Source organism: Falsiroseomonas sp. (assembly GCF_051860665.1).
Lineage (GTDB): Bacteria > Pseudomonadota > Alphaproteobacteria > Acetobacterales > Acetobacteraceae > Falsiroseomonas.
In genome coordinates this window covers 108,562-126,033 of sequence record NZ_JBHYDM010000003.1, presented here as the reverse complement: position 1 = coordinate 126,033, position 17,472 = coordinate 108,562, and the positions used below count along the sequence as shown (strand labels likewise).

The 17,472-nt window shown below is 70.8% G+C and carries 16 protein-coding genes; 4 read left to right on the top strand and 12 right to left on the bottom strand.

Features of this window, described 5'->3' with window-relative positions:
* Window positions 1–55 precede the first annotated feature (55 nt).
* On the top strand, window positions 56–796 hold the full coding sequence (locus tag ACTIF1_RS04070; protein ID WP_439595096.1) for a response regulator: 741 nt from the start codon (window positions 56–58) through the stop codon (window positions 794–796).
* A gap of 6 nt (window positions 797–802) precedes the next feature.
* Here the strand turns inward: ACTIF1_RS04070 and ACTIF1_RS04065 are convergent, their stop codons facing one another.
* The 4 genes from ACTIF1_RS04065 to ACTIF1_RS04050 all read right to left on the bottom strand — a co-directional run bounded on the left by ACTIF1_RS04065 (window position 803) and on the right by ACTIF1_RS04050 (window position 5,783).
* On the bottom strand, window positions 803–1,909 hold the full coding sequence (locus ACTIF1_RS04065; RefSeq protein WP_439595095.1) for a mechanosensitive ion channel family protein: 1,107 nt from the start codon (window positions 1,907–1,909) through the stop codon (window positions 803–805).
* 252 nt (window positions 1,910–2,161) lie between these two features.
* Window positions 2,162–3,334, bottom strand: coding sequence for a calcium-binding protein (locus ACTIF1_RS04060; protein WP_439595094.1), 1,173 nt, complete (start codon window positions 3,332–3,334; stop codon window positions 2,162–2,164).
* 121 nt (window positions 3,335–3,455) lie between these two features.
* Window positions 3,456–5,009 carry an ABC transporter substrate-binding protein gene (locus ACTIF1_RS04055; RefSeq protein WP_439595093.1) on the bottom strand — a complete coding sequence of 518 codons (1,554 nt, stop codon included), beginning with the start codon at window positions 5,007–5,009 and terminating at the stop codon, window positions 3,456–3,458.
* A gap of 72 nt (window positions 5,010–5,081) precedes the next feature.
* Window positions 5,082–5,783 (bottom strand): aspartate/glutamate racemase family protein, encoded by a 702-nt coding sequence (locus ACTIF1_RS04050; protein ID WP_439595092.1) that lies wholly within the window; start codon window positions 5,781–5,783, stop codon window positions 5,082–5,084.
* Window positions 5,784–5,856: 73 nt separating this feature from the next.
* Between ACTIF1_RS04050 and ACTIF1_RS04045 the strand changes: the two genes are divergently transcribed.
* Window positions 5,857–6,828: a TRAP transporter substrate-binding protein gene (locus ACTIF1_RS04045; protein ID WP_439595091.1), complete on the top strand. Its 972-nt coding sequence runs from the start codon at window positions 5,857–5,859 to the stop codon at window positions 6,826–6,828.
* Here the strand turns inward: ACTIF1_RS04045 and ACTIF1_RS04040 are convergent, their stop codons facing one another.
* Window positions 6,829–7,596, bottom strand: a complete 768-nt coding sequence (locus ACTIF1_RS04040; RefSeq protein ID WP_439595090.1) for a sulfite exporter TauE/SafE family protein — start codon at window positions 7,594–7,596, stop codon at window positions 6,829–6,831.
* Between the two features lie 82 nt (window positions 7,597–7,678).
* On the opposite strand from ACTIF1_RS04040, the gene ACTIF1_RS04035 reads away from it, so the two are divergent.
* Window positions 7,679–8,509, top strand: coding sequence for a sulfite exporter TauE/SafE family protein (locus ACTIF1_RS04035; RefSeq protein WP_439595089.1), 831 nt, complete (start codon window positions 7,679–7,681; stop codon window positions 8,507–8,509).
* A 100-nt stretch (window positions 8,510–8,609) separates the two neighbouring features.
* On the top strand, window positions 8,610–9,524 hold the full coding sequence (locus tag ACTIF1_RS04030) for a WcbI family polysaccharide biosynthesis putative acetyltransferase (protein WP_439595088.1): 915 nt from the start codon (window positions 8,610–8,612) through the stop codon (window positions 9,522–9,524).
* 13 nt (window positions 9,525–9,537) lie between these two features.
* Here ACTIF1_RS04030 and ACTIF1_RS04025 read toward each other — a convergent pair whose 3' ends face one another.
* The 7 genes from ACTIF1_RS04025 to ACTIF1_RS03995 form a co-directional block, all read right to left on the bottom strand.
* Entirely contained in the window at window positions 9,538–9,984 is a 447-nt protein-coding gene (locus ACTIF1_RS04025; RefSeq protein ID WP_439595087.1) for a GNAT family N-acetyltransferase, read from the bottom strand.
* Window positions 9,972–11,636, bottom strand: coding sequence for an ABC transporter permease (locus tag ACTIF1_RS04020; RefSeq protein ID WP_439595086.1), 1,665 nt, complete (start codon window positions 11,634–11,636; stop codon window positions 9,972–9,974). The genes ACTIF1_RS04025 and ACTIF1_RS04020 overlap by 13 nt, the downstream gene beginning before the upstream one ends.
* A gap of 16 nt (window positions 11,637–11,652) precedes the next feature.
* Entirely contained in the window at window positions 11,653–12,630 is a 978-nt protein-coding gene (locus tag ACTIF1_RS04015) for an ABC transporter substrate-binding protein (protein WP_439595085.1), read from the bottom strand.
* Window positions 12,631–12,814: 184 nt separating this feature from the next.
* Entirely contained in the window at window positions 12,815–13,417 is a 603-nt protein-coding gene (locus ACTIF1_RS04010; protein WP_439595084.1) for a hypothetical protein, read from the bottom strand.
* 81 nt (window positions 13,418–13,498) lie between these two features.
* On the bottom strand, window positions 13,499–14,698 hold the full coding sequence (locus ACTIF1_RS04005; protein ID WP_439595083.1) for an IS256 family transposase: 1,200 nt from the start codon (window positions 14,696–14,698) through the stop codon (window positions 13,499–13,501).
* Window positions 14,699–15,356: 658 nt separating this feature from the next.
* Complete coding sequence (gltA, locus tag ACTIF1_RS04000) at window positions 15,357–16,664, bottom strand: citrate synthase (RefSeq protein ID WP_439595082.1); 1,308 nt, start codon at window positions 16,662–16,664, stop codon at window positions 15,357–15,359.
* Between the two features lie 214 nt (window positions 16,665–16,878).
* Window positions 16,879–17,445: a thermonuclease family protein gene (locus ACTIF1_RS03995; protein WP_439595081.1), complete on the bottom strand. Its 567-nt coding sequence runs from the start codon at window positions 17,443–17,445 to the stop codon at window positions 16,879–16,881.
* Window positions 17,446–17,472 lie beyond the last annotated feature (27 nt).

The window sequence follows — 17,472 nt, the reverse complement described above, 5'->3', positions numbered from 1 at the left end:
ACAGGAGGCATCGAGGATGCGCCTGTCGCCGCACGCAGACCAGAAGGAGCCGCGCATGCCCGGTGGCACGACCAATCTGCTGGTGGTCGAGGACGATCCCTTCCAGCGCGAGACCATTTGCGCCTACCTGACCGGCCAGGGTTTCGTGGTGGAGGGCGTGGCCGATGGCCGGGCCTGCCGCGCCGCGGTGGCCGCCGCCATGCCGGATGCCGCGCTGCTGGATGTCGGCCTGCCGGGCGGGGAGGATGGTTTCGCGCTCGCCCGCTGGCTGCGCGGCCAGTCCGCCCTGGTCGGCATCATCATGCTGACCGCAGCAGGCGACCTGGTGGACCGGGTGGTGGGCCTGGAATCCGGCGCCGATGACTATGTGACGAAACCCTTCGAGCCGCGCGAGCTGCTGGCGCGCATCCGCGCCGTGATGCGCCGCGCCGGCGCCGAGGGCGCCGCCCAGGCGGCAGCGCGGCCGGAGGCGCTGGCGCCGGGCAGGACGCGGATCGGCGGCGCGGTGCTCGACCTGAAGCGCGGCCTGCTGGTCACCGCCGAGGGGCGGGAGGATACGCTGACCGAGGGCGAGTTCACCCTGCTCAAGCTCTTCGTCGAGAATCCGAACCGCGCCCTGCACCGCGACTGGCTGCTGGAGCGCACCTCGGGCGAGGAGGAGCCGGAGGCCTTCGACCGTGCCATCGACCTGCGCATCATGCGGCTGCGCCGCAAGGTGGAGCGCAACCCGACCCGGCCGATGGCGATCCGCACCGTGCGCGGGGTCGGCTACCTCTTCGACCCGGAGGCGGTGTAGCCGGGATCAGGCGGCCAGCGCGCGGCGCGCCACCGGCTGGTCCTCGGGGCTGGCCGCGACCTCGGCACGGCTGCGCGGCAGGGCGCCCGGGTATTCGGACTGCAGGAAGGCGATCATCTTCTCCCGCACCTCGCAGCGCAGGTCGAAGGCCTTGCCGGCATTGCTGGCGCTGACCAGCATGCGCACCTCCATCGTCTGCGCGCGCAGTTCCGTCACCTGCAGGTTCACCACGCGGCGGTCCCAGAGGATGGAGTTGCTCGCGATCTCCACCAGCTTGCGCCGCATGGCATCGACCGGCGCGGTATAGTCCACATGGATCATCGCCGTGCCGATCAGGCTGGCGCTTTCGCGCGTCCAGTTCTGGAAGGGGTGTTCCAGGAAGTAGCTCAGCGGCAGCACCATGCGGCGCCAGTCCCAGAGGCGGATGACCACATAGGTGGAGGTCACCTCCTCCACATTGCCCCATTCGCCCTCGACGATCACCGCATCCTCCAGCCGGATCGGCTGGGTCACCGCCAGCTGGATGCCGGCGACCAGGTTCTTCAGCAGCGGCTGCACCGCCAGCCCCAGCACCAGGCCGGCGGCACCGGCGGAGGCGAGCAGGGAGACGCCGTATTGCCGCACCCCCTCGAAGGTCATCAGCGCCACGGCGATGGTGACGGTGATGATCAGCCAGCCCGCGACGCGCTGGAGGATGCGCGACTGCGTGGTGTGCTTGCGGGCGAGGAGATTGTCCTCCGAATCCAGCTTGAAGCGCCGCAGGTAGATGGTCACCCAGATATGCAGCACGCTGCGCGCCACCCAGCCGACCAGCGCGATGAAGCAGACCAGCAGCAGGTGGCGGATGGCATTGGCCTGGCCATTGGTGAGCGGCGCGATGGAGGCGGCGAAGGCGACCGCGATCATCATCAGGGTCAGCCGTGCCGGGCCCTCGGTGCGCTGGACCAGGGAGCGCCAGAACAGGTCGCGCTCCGCCACCAGGCGGGTGGCCGCGCGGAACAGGATGCGATGCGCCTGGATGGCGAGCAGGATGCCGGCGGCCAGCACCAGCAGGCTGAGCAGCCAGGCCGGGATGAAGGTGAGGGAGGCCAGCACCCGGCGGGCCGTGAACATAAAGTTTTCCAAACGGGAACCCTTTTGACGCTTCGTCGCAACCCTAATGCTGCGATGCGTCAGAAGTTCCCTGCCACAGGATGGTCACATATTCCCGCAGATAATTGTTTCTGAACGAAACATGGCCGCTTCCGCCGGCTTCCCGCACCCTCTTTCCCCCGTTGGAGGGGGTATTTCCCCCCGCCTTCTCGATCTCGCGCAGGGTGCCGGGGCGAACCGGAGCCCATGCGGCGGGATAGGGGCCGGCTGGCCTCAGGCGATGAGGTAGTCGCCGAAGACGGCGCCGTTCACGAAGACCGTGACCTTCTCGATGGAGGCCACGTCCAGGTTGAGGACGTTGAAGGCGAAGCTGCCGTTGCTGTCCTCGAACTTCTGCAGCTCCAGCAGCGCGGCGGGCAGGCTGGCCAGGATCAGGTCGCCGGTGCTGATATTGAGGCGCAGCGTATCGAAGCCGCTGCCGCCCGAGACCAGGGACCGCTCATTCGCCTGGGTGCCGAAGTCGAAGTTGAACAGGTCGTCGCCGGCCTCGCCGAAAAGCTCCACGCGGCGGGTGCTGTTGGTGCCATTGGCCAGGGTATCCGCCTCCCCGCCGCCATAGGCACGCCCGCCGGCCTCCAGCTCGAACCGATCGCTGCCGGCACCGCCGGAGACCTTGTTCACCCAGCCGAGGGAGATGAAGTGGTCGTTGCCGGCGCCCAGCTTCACCTCATTGCCGCCGCCGGCCAGCCGGATATCGTCGAAGCCATCCCCCGCATCGATCGTGCCGACATAGTCGCGGGCCAGCAGCTGGTCGTTGCCGGCGCCCAGGCTGACGCTGTTGGCGCCCCGGATATCGAGGATATCGATGCCGTTGCCGGCCGTGATCGTGCCGATGAAGCCATTCGCGAAGAGCGTATTGGCGCCGCTGCCCAGCGCCACCGCATTGGCGCCCTGGATGCGGACAAGGTCGTCGCCCGTGCCGGCCTCCACGCTGCCGATGAAGGCCGCGCCCTCCAGCACGTCGTTGCCGGCGCCGAGCAGGACGGTATTGGCGCCCTGGATCAGCACCACGTCGTCGCCGCTGCCGGCATCGAGGCTGCCGACGAAGCCCGCCGCCTGCACCGTGTCATTGCCGAGGCCGAGGAGGACGCTGCCGGCGCCCTGGATCACCGCCAGGTCGTTGCCGCTGCCCGCATTGACCAGCCCGACATAGCCGGTCGCCACCAGGATGTCGTCGCCCGTGCCGAGCAGGACGGAGCCCGCGCTGGCCCGGACCATGACCACATCGTTCCCGCTGCCAGCATCCACCGCGGCGGCATACTGCTGGAACTCGGCATAGTCGGCGCCGCCCAGCAGGCTGGCGGTGCCGACCCCCTGGGTGAAGATCACCGTCTCGATGCCGGCGGTGCCGGTGAAGGTCGCCGTGTATTTCGTGATCGTTGTCATGCCGGCGTTTCCCCGATGCGGGGCGCACCGTGGTCGCGGTCGGAATTAATTACAAGCCGAAACGACAAATCCTGGGCCGGGGCCTGTTTTTAAGACGCCCGGGATGCGCCGCGCCGGCGGTCTAGCGGAAATCCATGGCGCGCGTGTAGCCATCCAGCCGCGGCGTGAACTGCCGCTCCGCCCGATGCACCCAGAGGTGCATCTGGTGGTGCACCGGGATCAGCGCCACGTCGCGAAAGGCGATCTCCGTCGCCTGGATCAGCACCACCTCCCGCGCCCCGTCATCCAGCTCCCCCAAAGCGCGATCCAGCAGCGCGTCGAAGGCCGGGTTGGAATAGCGGCCGCGGTTGAACTGGCCGCGGCCGCGGGCCTCATCCACCGTGCCCAGCAGCGTCACCAGGGGGGAGGTCGGCTCCCCGGTCTCCACGTTCCACAGGCCGGTCCAGAAGCTGAACTCGCGGTTGCGGCCGCGCGCCACATGGGTGGCGTGGGGCATGGCATCCACCTCCGTCCGGATGCCGATGCGGGTCAGCATCTGCGCGACGGCCTGGCAGATCTGGGCGTCGTTGACGAAGCGGTTGTTCTGGCAGTGGATGGTCAGGCGGAAGCCGTCCGGATAGCCGGCCTCGGCCAGCAGCGCGCGGGCGCGGGCGGGGTGAAAGGGGGCGGGCGCCAGGCCGGGGGCATGGCCATAGGCGCCGGGCGGCATGAACTGGCCCGCCACGCGCGCCTGGCCGCCCATCACCCGGTCGACGATCGCCTGCCGCTGGATGGCCAGCGACAGGGCCAGCCGCACGCGCGGATCGGCGAGCGGGTTGCGCGCCAGGGGCTGGCCATCCGCGGCGCGGATGCCGGGCGGGGCGCGCTCCGTCACATCCAGGTGGAAGCCGGCGACGGCCGGGGCGACCAGCGAGGCGACGCGCAGCCGCGCATCGCCGGCCAGCCGTGGCAGGTCCTGCGGCGGCGCGGCATCGATCGCGTCGACATCGCCGGAGAGCAGCGCCGCCACCCGGCTGGCGGGCTGCGACAGGTTGCGCAGCGAGGCCCGCGCCCAGGGCGTGGCCTCGCCCCAATAGGCATCGTTGCGGGCCAGGGTGATGGATTCGCCGCGGGACCAGCCGGCCAGGCGGAAGGGGCCGGTGCCGATGGCGGCGATTCCGCTGTCGAACTCCGCCGTGGTCGCCGGCGTGGCGCGGATGATCGGCACCTGGCTGAGATAGACCGGCATCAGCGGGAAGGGTGCCGCGGTGCGCAGCAGCACCGTCCGCGCATCCGGCGTCTCCACCGCGGTGATCTGCCGCAGATAGACGGCGAAGGAGGAGGGCGAGCCCGGCACGGCGGCCGCGCGCTGCAGCGTATGCGCGACATCCGCCGAGCTCAGCGGCGCACCGTCATGGAAGCGGACGCCGTCGCGCAGCGTCAGGCGCCAGGTGGTCGCATCCGTCGCGATCCAGGCGGTGGCCAGCGCCGCGACCGGCCGCTGCTGCGCATCGAGCGCCACCAGCGGCTCATAGAGATGCGGCGCGAAAGCCTTGTTGCCCCCGAAATTGTGCCAGTGGGGGTCGAGGCTATTGGGGAAGAGCTCCACCCCCAGCCGGATTTCCTGCGCCGCGGCGGGCGCGGCCAGCGCCAGCAGCAGCGCGGCGAGCCAGGCGGTGCGCGATGGGCGGGGCATTGCGCGATCTCCGGTCGGGGAGACCTACGATGGCAAGGCCTTCGCTGCGCTGCAATACGGCTTGTATCCCGTTCAGCGACCCGCCCAGCGGATCGCCGCGCGCGCCAGCCCGTCGATGGTGTCGCAGACCGGGAAGGGCAGCGCGGGGCCTGCGGCGATGCCGAGCGGGATCTCGGTACAGCCCAGCACCACCGCCCGCGCGCCGCGCGCGGCCAGGGCGCGGGCGGCTTCCGCGAGCGGCGCATAGGCGGCGGCCACCTCGTTTGCCTTCACCCGCTCGATGCCCGGCGAGACGAGGCGCCGCATCTCGTCTTCCGTCGGCACCAGGCAGGTCCAGCCACGCGGCTCGAGGCGTTCCTGATAGAGCCGCATCGCCAAGGTTCCCGCCGTACCCATCAGCCCGATCGGTCCCGGGTTGACGCCAACTCGCAAAAGTTCGGCCTCGGCGGCGTCGACGATGTGCAGGATGGGCAGGGCGGTCGCCGCCTGCATCTCCGCGAACCAGCCATGCGCGGTGTTGCAGGGAATGGCGATGGCGCCGGCACCGGCGGCCTCAAGCCCCCTGATGCCGCGCAGCAGGGCGGGCAGGGGGTCCGCGCCGCCCGAAATCCGCGCCGCGGTGCGGTCCGGCACGCGCGGGTCGGACCAGAGCAGGGCAGGGATATGATCCTGGTCGCGCGCCGCCTCGGTCAGCAGCGTCAGCCGCAGCATGAACTGCGCCGAGGCCAGCGGCCCCATGCCGCCCAAGACGCCCAGCATCTGCGTATCGGGCATTCCCACACCAAGACTTTTTTCCGCCATCCGTGACCTCGTCCTATGCTTGGCGCGACTCCGGAGACCCCGATCGATGCGCCGTCGTACCCTGCTCGCCCTTGGCACCAGCATGCCCTTCGCCGCCCACGTGCAACAGGCCGGCGCCCAGCAGGCCTGGACTGCCGCGACCGAATACCCCGCCGGCGCCATGCCAGCCGAAGGGCTGGTGCGGCTGGCGGAGGCGGCGAAGCCGCTGGTCATCGCGCCGGCCTTCGACGCGCCGGGCGGCGTTCGCTCCGCCGCCATGCCGCGCGCGGTGGCGGAGGGGCGCTTTGCCATCGGCGATGCCTTTGCCGGCGCGCTGGGCGGGCTGGACCCGGTCTTCCTGCTCTCCTCGCTGCCCTTCCTGGCGACCTCCGCGGCGGAGGCGAAGCGGCTGCTGGTGGCGGCGCGGCCCGCCTATCTGGCGGCGCTGGAGAAGCTGGACGTGACGCTGCTGCATGTGACGCCCTGGCCGCCCACCGGCATCTGGTCCCGCCGCCCGATCGCGACGGCGGCCGATCTGCGCGGGCTGAAGGTTCGCACCTATGACGCGACGGGGACCGAGACGCTGCGCGCGCTCGGGGCGGAGGCGGAGCTGCTGAGCTTCCAGGCCGTCGCGACACGGCTGGCGGATGGGTCGCTGGATGCCGTTCTCTCCTCCGGCGATGGCGGTGCCGGGCGGCGGCTGTGGGAGCACCTGCCGCATTTCACCGAGATCGGCTATGCCATGCCGGTCAGCCTGGCCTTCGGCAATCGCGACAGGCTGCGCGCCTTGACCGAGGCCCAGCGCGCCGAGCTGGAGCGCGCCGCGACCCGCACCGAGACCGGCCTCTGGACCCTGCTGGAAACCCGCGACGCCGCCAACCAGCAGCGCATGCGGGAGAATGGCGTGACCATCGCCCGGCCGGCCGAGGCCCTGCTGGCCGCGCTGCGCGAGGCCGGCGGCGCGGCGGTAAGGGAGTGGGAGGCGAAGGCGGGCGCGGTGGGCTCGGAGATCCTCGCCACCTATCGCAGCGGCGGGTGATCAGAGTCCGGCGAGGCCGTCCCACACCAGCTTGGCGCCGGTGACCGCCAGCATCGCATAGACGATGCGGTAGAAGACCCGGTCGCTCATCCGCGCCTGCAGCCAGATGCCGAGCCGCACGCCGAGCGGCGCCAGCGGCAGCAGCAGAAGGCTGGTCAGCAGGTTCGTCGCCGAAAGCTGGCCCAGAAGCGCATAGGGGATCAGCTTCACGTAGTTCATCACCGCGAAGAAGACGACGGTGGTGGCCGCCAGCGTCGCCCGGTCCAGCCGCAGCGGATAGAGGTAGACGGCGAGCGGCGGCCCGCCGGCATGCGCCACCGTGCTGGTGAAGCCGGAGACCAGCCCCCAGAAGCCGCCCTTCACACGGCTCGGCGTGGCAGGCGCCGGCGCGCTGCGGCCGGGCCGGGCCTGCCACAGGCTGCGCGCCAGGAAGGCCAGCGCGATGCCGCCCACCATCAGCTTCACGGCGGCATCGTTCATCAGGCCGAAGACCGCGGCGCCGGCGGCGATCCCCAGAAGGCCGCCGGGCAGGATGATGCGCAGCTGATCCCAGCTCCAGCGCCGCCACCAGGCGCGCAGCGAGGAGATGTCCATCGCGCACAGCACCGGCAGGGCGATGCCGGCTGCCTGCGGCGCCGGGATGACCAGCGCCATCAGCGGCACCGCGACATTGCCGGCGCCGGAGGCGAAGCCGCCCTTGCTGACCCCGGTCAGCACGAAGGCCGGCACGGCCAGGGCCCAGAACCAGGGGTCTGTGATGATGGACAAGCGCGGGACCCCGGGATGACGCGATGGGAGGGGGGGTGTATGGCACGGGCCTTCCCCGGCCGCATCAGGAGTTGCCTGCATCATGGAGCATATGACGGACCCGATGTGGCTGGCGGGCCTCGCCGTCGCGATGGCGCTGACCGGCATCGTCTCCGGCACGCTGGCGGGGCTTCTGGGCGTCGGCGGCGGCATCGTCATCGTGCCGGTGCTGTTCAACGTCTTTCCGCTGTTCGGGATTCCGGAGGCGGTGCAGATGAAGCTGGCGGTGGGCACCTCGCTCGCCACCATCATCCCGACCAGCATCCAGTCGGCGCGCAAGCACTACCTGAAGGGCACCATGGACGTGCCGCTGCTGAAGTCGCTGGCGCCCTCCATCGGCCTCGGCGTGCTGCTCGGCACCGTGCTGGCGATCTGGCTGAAGGGGGAGGCGCTGACACTGGTCTTCGCCACCATCGCCATCCTGGTCGCGCTGAACATGGGTTTTACGGGGGCGGACTGGAAGCTGCGGGACAGCTTCCCGGGCGGCGTGCTGCGCCAGGCGATCGGCGGCTTCATCGGCACGGTCAGCGCCATGATGGGCATCGGCGGCGGCACGGTGGGGGTGCCGATCCTGTCCATGTTCGGCGCGCCGATCCGCGCCGCGGTGGCCACCGCCAGCGTCTTCGGCATCATCATCTCGATCCCCGCCAGCATCGGCTTCATCTATGGCGGCTGGGGCGACCCGCTGCTGCCGCCGCTGAGCCTCGGCTATGTCAACCTGATCGGCTTCGCGCTGATCGTGCCCAGTTCCATGATCGCCGCACCCTGGGGCGTCCACCTGGCGCATACCATCCCGCCGCTGCTGCTGAAGCGCGCCTTCGCGCTGTTCCTGTTCATCACGGCGCTGCGGATGTTCTATTCTCTGACTGTATAAAATAATCCTCGAAGCGGCCATCACGATGATTGGAAGTTCTAGCGTTTGTAACCGCAGTCGGTAGGTGGTAGAAACCGCCTCAATCGACTGGCGAGTGTGCATGAAGACCGCTGCGATTTACGGCAATTGTCAGGCGAATGCCCTCGGCGCGTTGCTGCAGGTCTCGGCGGAATTCAAGGCGGAATACCGGTTTTTGCGCATGCCACCGGTGCATCGCATTTCGGGCCCCGCCCTGCGCGACTTCCTGGCCCAGACGGCGGGCGACCTCGGCGTGCTGATCCACCAGCCGGTCAGCGCCGCCTTTCGCGGTGGCGGCTTCGGGGCGGAGGACATCCGCCGGCAGCTAGGCCCAGCGACGCAGGTGCTGAGCTTCCCCTCGCTGCAGTTCTACGGCTACCAGGCCTCCGCCTATGTGCTGACGGGCCTGCCGCTGGAGGCGCGGGAGATCCATCATGCGATCTTTGCCACACCCTCCGCGGATGTGTTCCATTTCTCCCAGGTGGTGCGCGCCTTTCTCGACGGCGCGCCGGAGGCCGAGGCGCTGCGGCTCTTCCATGAGGGATATCCCGGCGATGCCGCCTTCGTGACGGAGATGGCCGCCCGCAGCATCGCGCAGACGCGCCAGGCGGAGGTCGCGCATGGCCTCGATATCCGCGTCGCGGATTTCACCGCGGCGCAGTTCCGCGACCAGTTCCTCTACAACACCCCGCGCCACCCGGCCTGGCCGGTGCTGCGCCAGGTGCTGGAACAGATCGCCGCACGGCTGGAGATCACCTTCACCGAGGCGGAGTGGCAGCGGGCGGAGGCGCGCGCCCCGCTGCGCTTCCCGCAATACCCGATGCAGCGCTTCGTCAGCGCCGCGCTCGGCCTGACCTTCGAGCGCGAAGTCGCCTTCCGCAATGCGAGGGTGGCCCTCGATCCGGAAGCCCTGATCGCGGCCTTCTACCAGTTCTACCAGCGCATCCCGCGGCGGCTGCTGGAGCAGAACCAGGACCGGCGGAGCCAGGCCGCCTGACGGCGGGGCGCACCTACCGACGCCGCGCCTCGAAGAAGGTCTTGGTGCCGCGGGTGAAGCCGGCGGCCTCGTAGAAGCGCAGCGTCGCCTCCTGCTTCGAGCCGCTGGCCAGCATCACCTTGTAGCAATCGGCCGCCCAGGCCGCGTCCAGCGCCGCCTGCAGCACGGCCTGGCCCAGCCCGCGCCGGCGATGGGCGGCATGGGTGACCACATTCTCGATCACGGCATAGGACCGGCCGCCCCGGGTCAGGTTGGGCACGACGACCAGGGTGCAGGAGGCCAGGGGCTGCCCGTGCTCCTCCGCCACGAAGACCGTGGTCAGCCCCGAATGCAGAAGGGCGTGCCAGGCTGCCTCGGCAATCGCGGGGCGGGGCGCGGCATTGTCCGGGCTGAGATGCAGGTAGAGCTCCAGCATCGCCGGCAGATCCTCGGCCCGGGCCGGACGGATCACGGCCGCCATGGCAGGGTCCCCGCCGGCAGCCGCCGCGCCGCCAGCGTCGCGGCCGCCATCAGCCCCGCGCTCAGCAGCAGCGCGAGGCAGGAGACGGCGGCGGCCAGCGGCGATTGCCCGCTTTCCTGCAGGCTGAAGACCAGTACCCCCAGTGTCTGGGTCCCCGGGCCATAGAGCAGGGAGGAGACGGTCACCTCGTTCACCGCCGTCAGCGCCACCAGGATGCCGCCGGCCGCCAGGGCCGGCGCCAGCGGCGGCAGGTGCACCGACCACAGCCGGCGCCAGGGCCCGGCGCCCATGCCGCGCGCCGCATCCTCCAGCAGCGGATCCAGCCGGGCGGCGGCCGCCGCCGCGGGCCGCAGGGCAAGCGCCTGGAAGCGGGTGAGATAGGCAAACAGGATCACGCCGAGCGTGCCATACAGCGCCCCGCCGCCGGGCAGCGAGAGCACCACCAGGATGGCGGCGACGCCGGTGCAGGCGCCGGGCAGGGCATAGGGCAGGTCGGTGGCCGTCGCCGTCAGCCGCACCGGCCGGGCGCGGAGCGTCAGCGCGATGGGCAGCGCCGCGGCCGCCAGCAGCAGCGCCGCGCCTGCCGAGAGCAGCAGCGAATTGCCGAAGGCCCGCCCGGTCTGCGCATTCGCCGCGACCGCCGCGCCGAAATGCCGCAGCGTGGCCGTGGTGGTGTTCAGCTCCATGCCGATGGCTGGCACCAGGGCGGCGGCCAGCAGGGCCAGCATCGGCACCGCCAGCACCACGGCGAGATACAGCCACACCGCGCCCAGCGCCGCCACGCGCCCTGCCGGCGGCAGCGGCAGCGCCGTGAAGGGCATGCGCCCGGCGGCCGGCGCGCGCCGCGCCGCCAGCGCCTGCATCCCCAGCGCGGGCGCGGCCATGGCCGCGAGCAGCAGCGCCAGCGCCGCGGCCTCCGCCAGCGCGGCGGTGCCGCCGGCCGAGAGGCGCTGCCAGATCAGCACCGGCAGCACCGGGAACCGCGCCGGAATGCCGATCAGCGCGCCGACGCCGAAATTGCCCAGCGCGGCGACATAGGCGAGGCCGGCACCGGCCAGCAGCCCCGGCGCCAGCAGCGGCCAGACGGCGCGGCGCAGCGCGGCCTCCGGTGTCGCACCCAGGCCGCGTGCGGCCAGCACCACCTCGCCGGGCACCCGGCGCAGCAGGGCGGCGGTGGCCAGCAGCACCAGCGGCGCCGATTGCACCGCCAGCAGCAGCGCCATGCCGGCCGGCGAATAGATCGGATTGGGCGTGCCGATCGGCGGCGCGAGGTCCAGCGCCAGCAGCAGCGGCGAGGCCGGGCCGCCGGCCTGGATCCAGCCCAGCGCCATCACCTGCGCCGGCACCAGCGCCGGCAGGACGGCGCAGAAGATCAGGGTTCGCCGTCCAGGCAGGTCGCGCAGCAGCAGCGCCCAGGCCAAGGCCGCGCCGATCAGCGTGGCCAGCGCCGCGGCGGCGAGCGACAGGGCCAGGGATCGCCAGGCGGCGCGCCAGATCGCGGCATCGGCCAGGGCATTGGCCACGGCGGTGCCGGCCAGGGCCTCGGCCAGGAGGCGCGCCAGCGGGATCGCGCCGACCAGCAGCAGCCAGCCGAGCGACAGCGCCACGATGCCGCGCCCGAGGCCGGGCGCCTGGTCCTGATCCCGCGTCAAGTCCTGGCCGGGTCGCTCAGCCGCCGGTCAGGGCCGCGAAGCGGCGCAGGATCTCGGCCTGCTCGGCGGCGGCGCGGGCGGCGTCCAGCGGCATGATGCGGATCGACTTCGGGTCGGGGAAGCCGGCGGGCGGCGTCACCTCCGGGTCGATCGGCAGGAAGCCCTGGCGGGAGGCCAGCGCCTGGCCCTCGCGGGACAGCAGGAAATCGAGGAAGGCGATGGCGGCCGGCACATTGCGGGCGGTCGAGAGGATCGCCGCCGGCTCCGTGATGGCGGAGACGCCATCCTCCGGAAACACGAAGCGCACCGGGGCGCCGCGTGCGGCCTCGCGGATCGGCAGGTAGTCGATGGCGATGCCGAAGGCGCGCTCGGCGCCGGCCACCGCCTGCATCACCGGGCCATTGCCGCCGCGCGCCTGCACGCCGTTCTGCACCAGCCGCTCGATATAGGACCAGCCGAGCGCCGGGTTCTGCGCCAGTGCCGTGATGTGGATGGCCGCGGCGCCGGAGACGGCCGGCGAGGGCATCGCCACCTGGTTTCGCGCGCGCGGCTCCAGCAGGTCGGCCCAGGCCTTGGGCACAAAGGGCGCGCGGGCGTGGTGCATGATGCCGGTGGTGATGAGCTTGGTGGCGAAGTAGCCGCGCGCGGCATCCACCTGCGCCGGCGGGGTGCCACCGAGCTGCACCTCCGGGCTCGGCCGCAGCCGGCCCTCACTGCGCAGCCCCTCGAAGGTCAGGCTGTCGGCCAGCAGCAGCACGTCGGGGCGGGGCTGGCCGGCGGCGATCTCGGCGCGCAGGCGGGTCATGATCTGGCCGGTGCCGGCGCGGATCCATTCCACCGTGACGCCCGGATGGCGGGCGCGGAAGGCCTCCACCGTCTGCGCCGCATCGGGCTCCAGCTGCGAGGTGTAGAGCACCAGCGGGCCGGTGACGCCCCCTTGGGCCAAAGCCGGGCTGGAGAGAAACCGGGTGGCGGCGATGCCTGCCGCAGCCAAGCCGAAACCCCGCCTGTCGAGTGCCATCGTTTCCCCGCTGCATGAACGCAGCGCCGATCTAGAGCGGCCCGCGCGGGTCGGGCAGGGGGGGTGTGTGAACTTCGCGTGGCTTTTTTCGCCCCGGGCGACGCCTGGCCCGCGGCGCGGGGCCCACCCCCCCGGCCGCGGGCGCCGCAAGGCGCGATCAGGGAGGCGTCATGAAATTCGCGGTGGCGCTGGCGCGGCCGATCAGGGACTGCAGCTCCGGCGCCTCATGCCCATCGACAGCCGTCAGCGCCTCCATCGGGCAGAAGTATTCATGCGCCTGCGGCATCTGGGACTTGGCGAAGCCCAGGTAGTGGCGCGCCTTCAGCCCATAGAGCACGCGCACGTCGCGCACCGGCAGCACCAGCGGCTCCGTCGGCACCTCCCGCAGCAGGCGGATCAGGCGCCAGCGCGGGGTCTCGTCCTCGGCGCCGACGCGGTCCAGCAGCCAGCGCAGCGGGCAGACCACCAGCAGCGAGGAGGTGGAGGGGGCAAAGCGGGCCCGCTTGTCCTGCAGGTTGGTGATGGAGCCGCAGGCCTCGATGCAGAGGATATCGGCGTAGCGGTCGGCCGGATCGGGGCTGAAATGCAGCCAGAGCCCATCCGGGATGGTCCGGTAGGTATTGGTGCCCGGCAGCTTCAGGAAGGGCTGCGCGACCAGCGACAGCTCCCCCGGCCGACCGCGCAGCCAGGTGCCCGGCTGCTTCGGGGTGCGCACCACGCCCGGCGGGCGCTGCGGCCAGAGGCGCAGGCGGTTGCGCACGAGTTCATCCAGTTCCTTGCCGGTCGTGTCCCATCGCGTGGTGTAGGAGCGCGATGATCCTCGGCGGTTTGGGCCGCCGGGTCAGGCTGGCACGGCCGAGAGCCTGACGGTGGCAGTATCGCTGACGGCGCCGATGGCTTCCAGGGTCATGTAGCGGGACCGCTGGGTGGCCCACTCGTCGGACTGCTCAAGGAGAATGGCACCGACGAGGCGAACCACGGCAGCCTCGTTGGGAAAGATGCCGACGACATCGGTGCGGCGCTTGATCTCGCCGTTGAGGCGCTCGATCGGGTTGGTGCTGTGCAGCTTGGTTCGGTGCGCGGCGGGGAAGTGCATGTAGGCCAGCACGTCCTCCTCGGCGGCATCCATCAGCGTGGCGAGCTTCGGCACCTTGGGTCGGAGCTGGTCGGCGACGGTGCGCCACTGGGCGTGGGCGGCCGCGGCGTCCTCCTGGGCGTAGGCGGTGCCGATCCAGGCCGAGACGATGCGGCGCTGGGCCTTCCCGGCATAGGCGAGCGCGTTGCGGGCGAAGTGGACGCGGCAGCGCTGCCAAGTCGCCCGCAGCACCTTGGTCACCGCCGCCTTCAGGCCCTCATGGGCGTCGGAGACGACGAGCTTCACGCCGCGCAGGCCGCGGCGGGCCAGGGTGCGCAGGAAGTCGAGCCAGAAGGGCTCCGCCTCGGAGCTGCCGACCGCCATCCCGAGGACCTCGCGCCGCCCGTCGGCGTTGACGCCGACCGCGATGGTCACCGCGACGGGCACGATCCGTCCGGCCTCTCGGACCTTCACGTAGGTGGCGTCGAGCCAGAGGTAGGGCCAGTCGCCCTCGATGGGGCGGGCGAGGAAGTCGCTGACGCGCTCGTCGATCTCGGCGCAGAGGCGCGAGACCTGGCTGCGGCTGATCCCATCCATGCCCATGGCGCGCACCAGGTCGTCCACGGAGCGCGTCGAGATGCCCTGGACATAGGCCTCCTGGATCACCGCGGTCAGCGCCTTCTCGGCGGTCCTGCGGGGCTCCAGGAAGGCCGGGAAGTAGGAGCTGCGCCGGAGCTTGGGGATGCGCAGCTCGACCGTGCCGACGCGGGTCTGCCAGTCGCGGTCGCGGTAGCCGTTGCGCTGCACCAAGCGGTCCGGGCTGCGTTCGCCATGGGCGGCGCCGGTCACCTCGCCCACCTCCAGCTCCATCAGGCGCTGGGCGGCGAAGCCGATCATCTCCCGCAGGAAGGTCGCGTCGGAGCCCTTCTCCAGCATCTCGCGAAGGGCGATCTTGTCGTCGGTCATCGTGGTCGGTCCAAGGTCAGGGGTTGCAGGTCTCGACAACCCAACCCTACCGGGGATCACCGCGGTGGCCGCCCGGGGCGCTCCGCTTCGCTCAGCCAGGGGCTTCGCTACGCGCCCCGGGCTCTGCTCCTCCTACACCACCACCTGGGACGCGACCTCCTTGCCGGAGCCGAGGCGGAGAGGTTCGCTCATCTGGTTTATGTCCCCTGTGGATATCAACCCTGCGTAGATAGATTCCCTGAACTGCTCCGGAGTTCAAGGCGAAAATTCAGGGTTCGTTAAGAAAATACCCGTTCGGGTTGCAGAATCGAGGGGGTTGCGCGGAAGGCCAGAGGGGGATGGAGGCGCCTACCCGTGACCGCGAAGCCTCCGCGCAACTGCAACGGCCGATTTTTCCACAGGCTTTCAATTGCTTGGCCGCGCGTCGCAATTGCGGCGTGGAGGATCTCGCGCTGTCGCAACGGTCACCGGCCATGTCCTGGCGGCTGCGCGATTTTTTTTCACTTCGGCGGCGCTTCGGGCTCGCCGCGGCCGGGCGCGCGCCGGTTGCCGGCCGGCATGGGGTTGCAACCGGCATGAAAACGCCCCGCGCGGCAGGGCCGGCGGGGCGTCCAAAGGCATCGGTCAGGGTCCCGGGTCGCGCCCGGGACCGATCGGTTCAGCCGCGATCGGCGACCTTCACATAGTCGCGCTGCGCCGGGCCGGTGTAGATCTGGCGCGGGCGGCCGATGCGCTGCGTCGGATCCTCGATCATCTCCTTCCACTGGCTGACCCAGCCCACCGTGCGCGCCACGGCGAAGATCACCGTGAACATGCTGGTCGGGATGCCCATCGCCTTCAGGATGATGCCCGAATAGAAGTCGACATTCGGGTAAAGCTTGCGGGAGACGAAGTACTCGTCCTCCAGCGCCACCTTCTCCAGCGCCATGGCGAGGTCGAGCAGCGGCTCATCCTTGATGCCGAGCTCCGACAGCACCTCGTGGCAGCTCTGCTGCATGATCTTCGCGCGCGGGTCGAAGTTCTTGTAGACGCGATGGCCGAAGCCCATCAGCTTCACGCCGGAGTTCTTGTCCTTCACCTTCGCGATGAAGTCCGGGATGTTGTCGACATGGCCGATCTCGGCCAGCATCTTCAGCACCGCCTCGTTCGCGCCGCCATGCGCCGGGCCCCAGAGGGCGGCGATGCCGGCGGCAATGCAGGCAAAGGGATTGGCGCCGGTGGAGCCGGCCAGCCGCACGGTGGAGGTGGAGGCGTTCTGCTCATGGTCCGCATGCAGGACCAGGATGCGGTCCATCGCCTTGGCCAGCGTCGGCGAGACCTTGTATTCCTCGGCCGGGACCGAGTTCAGCATGTGCAGGAAGTTGGCGGCGTAGGACAGGTCGTTGCGCGGATAGACGAAGGGCTGGCCCAGGCTGTACTTGTAGGCCATGGCCGCGATCGTCGGCACCTTGGCGATCAGGCGGAAGGCCGCGATCTCGCGCTGATGCGCGTCATTGATGTCGAGGTTGTCGTGGTAGAAGGCGGCGAGCGCGCCGACCACGCCGCACATGACCGCCATCGGATGCGCGTCGCGGCGGAAGCCGTTGAAGAAGTTGCGGATCTGCTCGTGCACCATGGTGTGGTAGGTGACGCCCTTGCGGAACTTCGCGAGCTGCGCCTCGGTCGGCAGGTCGCCGTTCATCAGCAGGTAGCAGACCTCGATGAAGTCGGAATTCTCCGCCAGCTGCTCGATCGGGAAGCCGCGGTAGAGCAGCACGCCCTCGTCGCCGTCGATATAGGTGATCTGGCTCTCGCAGCTCGCCGTCTCGCCATAGCCGGGGTCGAAGGTGAAGACGCCGAGATCGGCGTAGAGCTTGCGGATATCGACCACATCCGGGCCGACCGTTCCCTTGAGGATGGGCAGGCTGGTACTGCGGTTGGACCCGTCGAGGGTAAAGGTGACGGACCCGTTGGCCGTGACGGTCATGGCGTGCTTCCTCGCAGGCAGGGGGCTCTCAGGCATGTTCACAGATAAAGGTGACGGTCGCCTTACTCGCGCCACCGTTATGGTGCGGCGCAAGATAGGAGCCACTTCGCCCGCTTGGCAACGTGCCGAAGGATCAAGACTGTTTTCCCGCGGAGGATGGCTGCGCGCGGCCGCGAGGACCGCCCGCGGGACGCCGGCCTTGCTGGCCAGGCCCTCAGTTGCGGCGGCGCCAGGCCTCCGGCCGGGTGAAGCTGCCGGCCCAGAGGCCGCGCCCGGCCAGGCGGGCCGCCGTCTCCACCGCCAGCAATTCGAGATCCTCCTCGTCATAGGCGAGCGCCCAGCCGGCGGTCACGAGTCCGGCATTCAGCTCCGCCCCGCCGGCGCTGCAGCGGCCCAGCCCCCGCCCGAAGCGGTCCCGCCCATGCACGCGGCAGAGCACGGAGCGGTTGTTGACCAGGCGGGACAGCGCCTCCGCCGCCGCCGCGCCGCAATCGAACCAGCGGCCGGCGGCATCGGTGCAGGATTGCCCGCGCTCCGGCGCATCGATTCCGGACAGGCGCAGGGTGCGGTCGCCCAGGCGCAGCGTGTCGCCATCCACCACCCGGACCTCGGCGGCAAGCGCCGACCAGTCCTGCTCCCGCGGCGCGGAGCCCATCAGGTCCGGCGGCAGGCCGATGCCGGAGAGGGCGGCGACGATGAGGGCCCCCGCCAGCGCCACCAAGGGGGCGCGCCAGCGGCGAGGGGTGGCGGCGGGGCGAAAGATGCGGCGACGTCGGAACACGGGAATGAATGCATGCTCGGCTGGGTA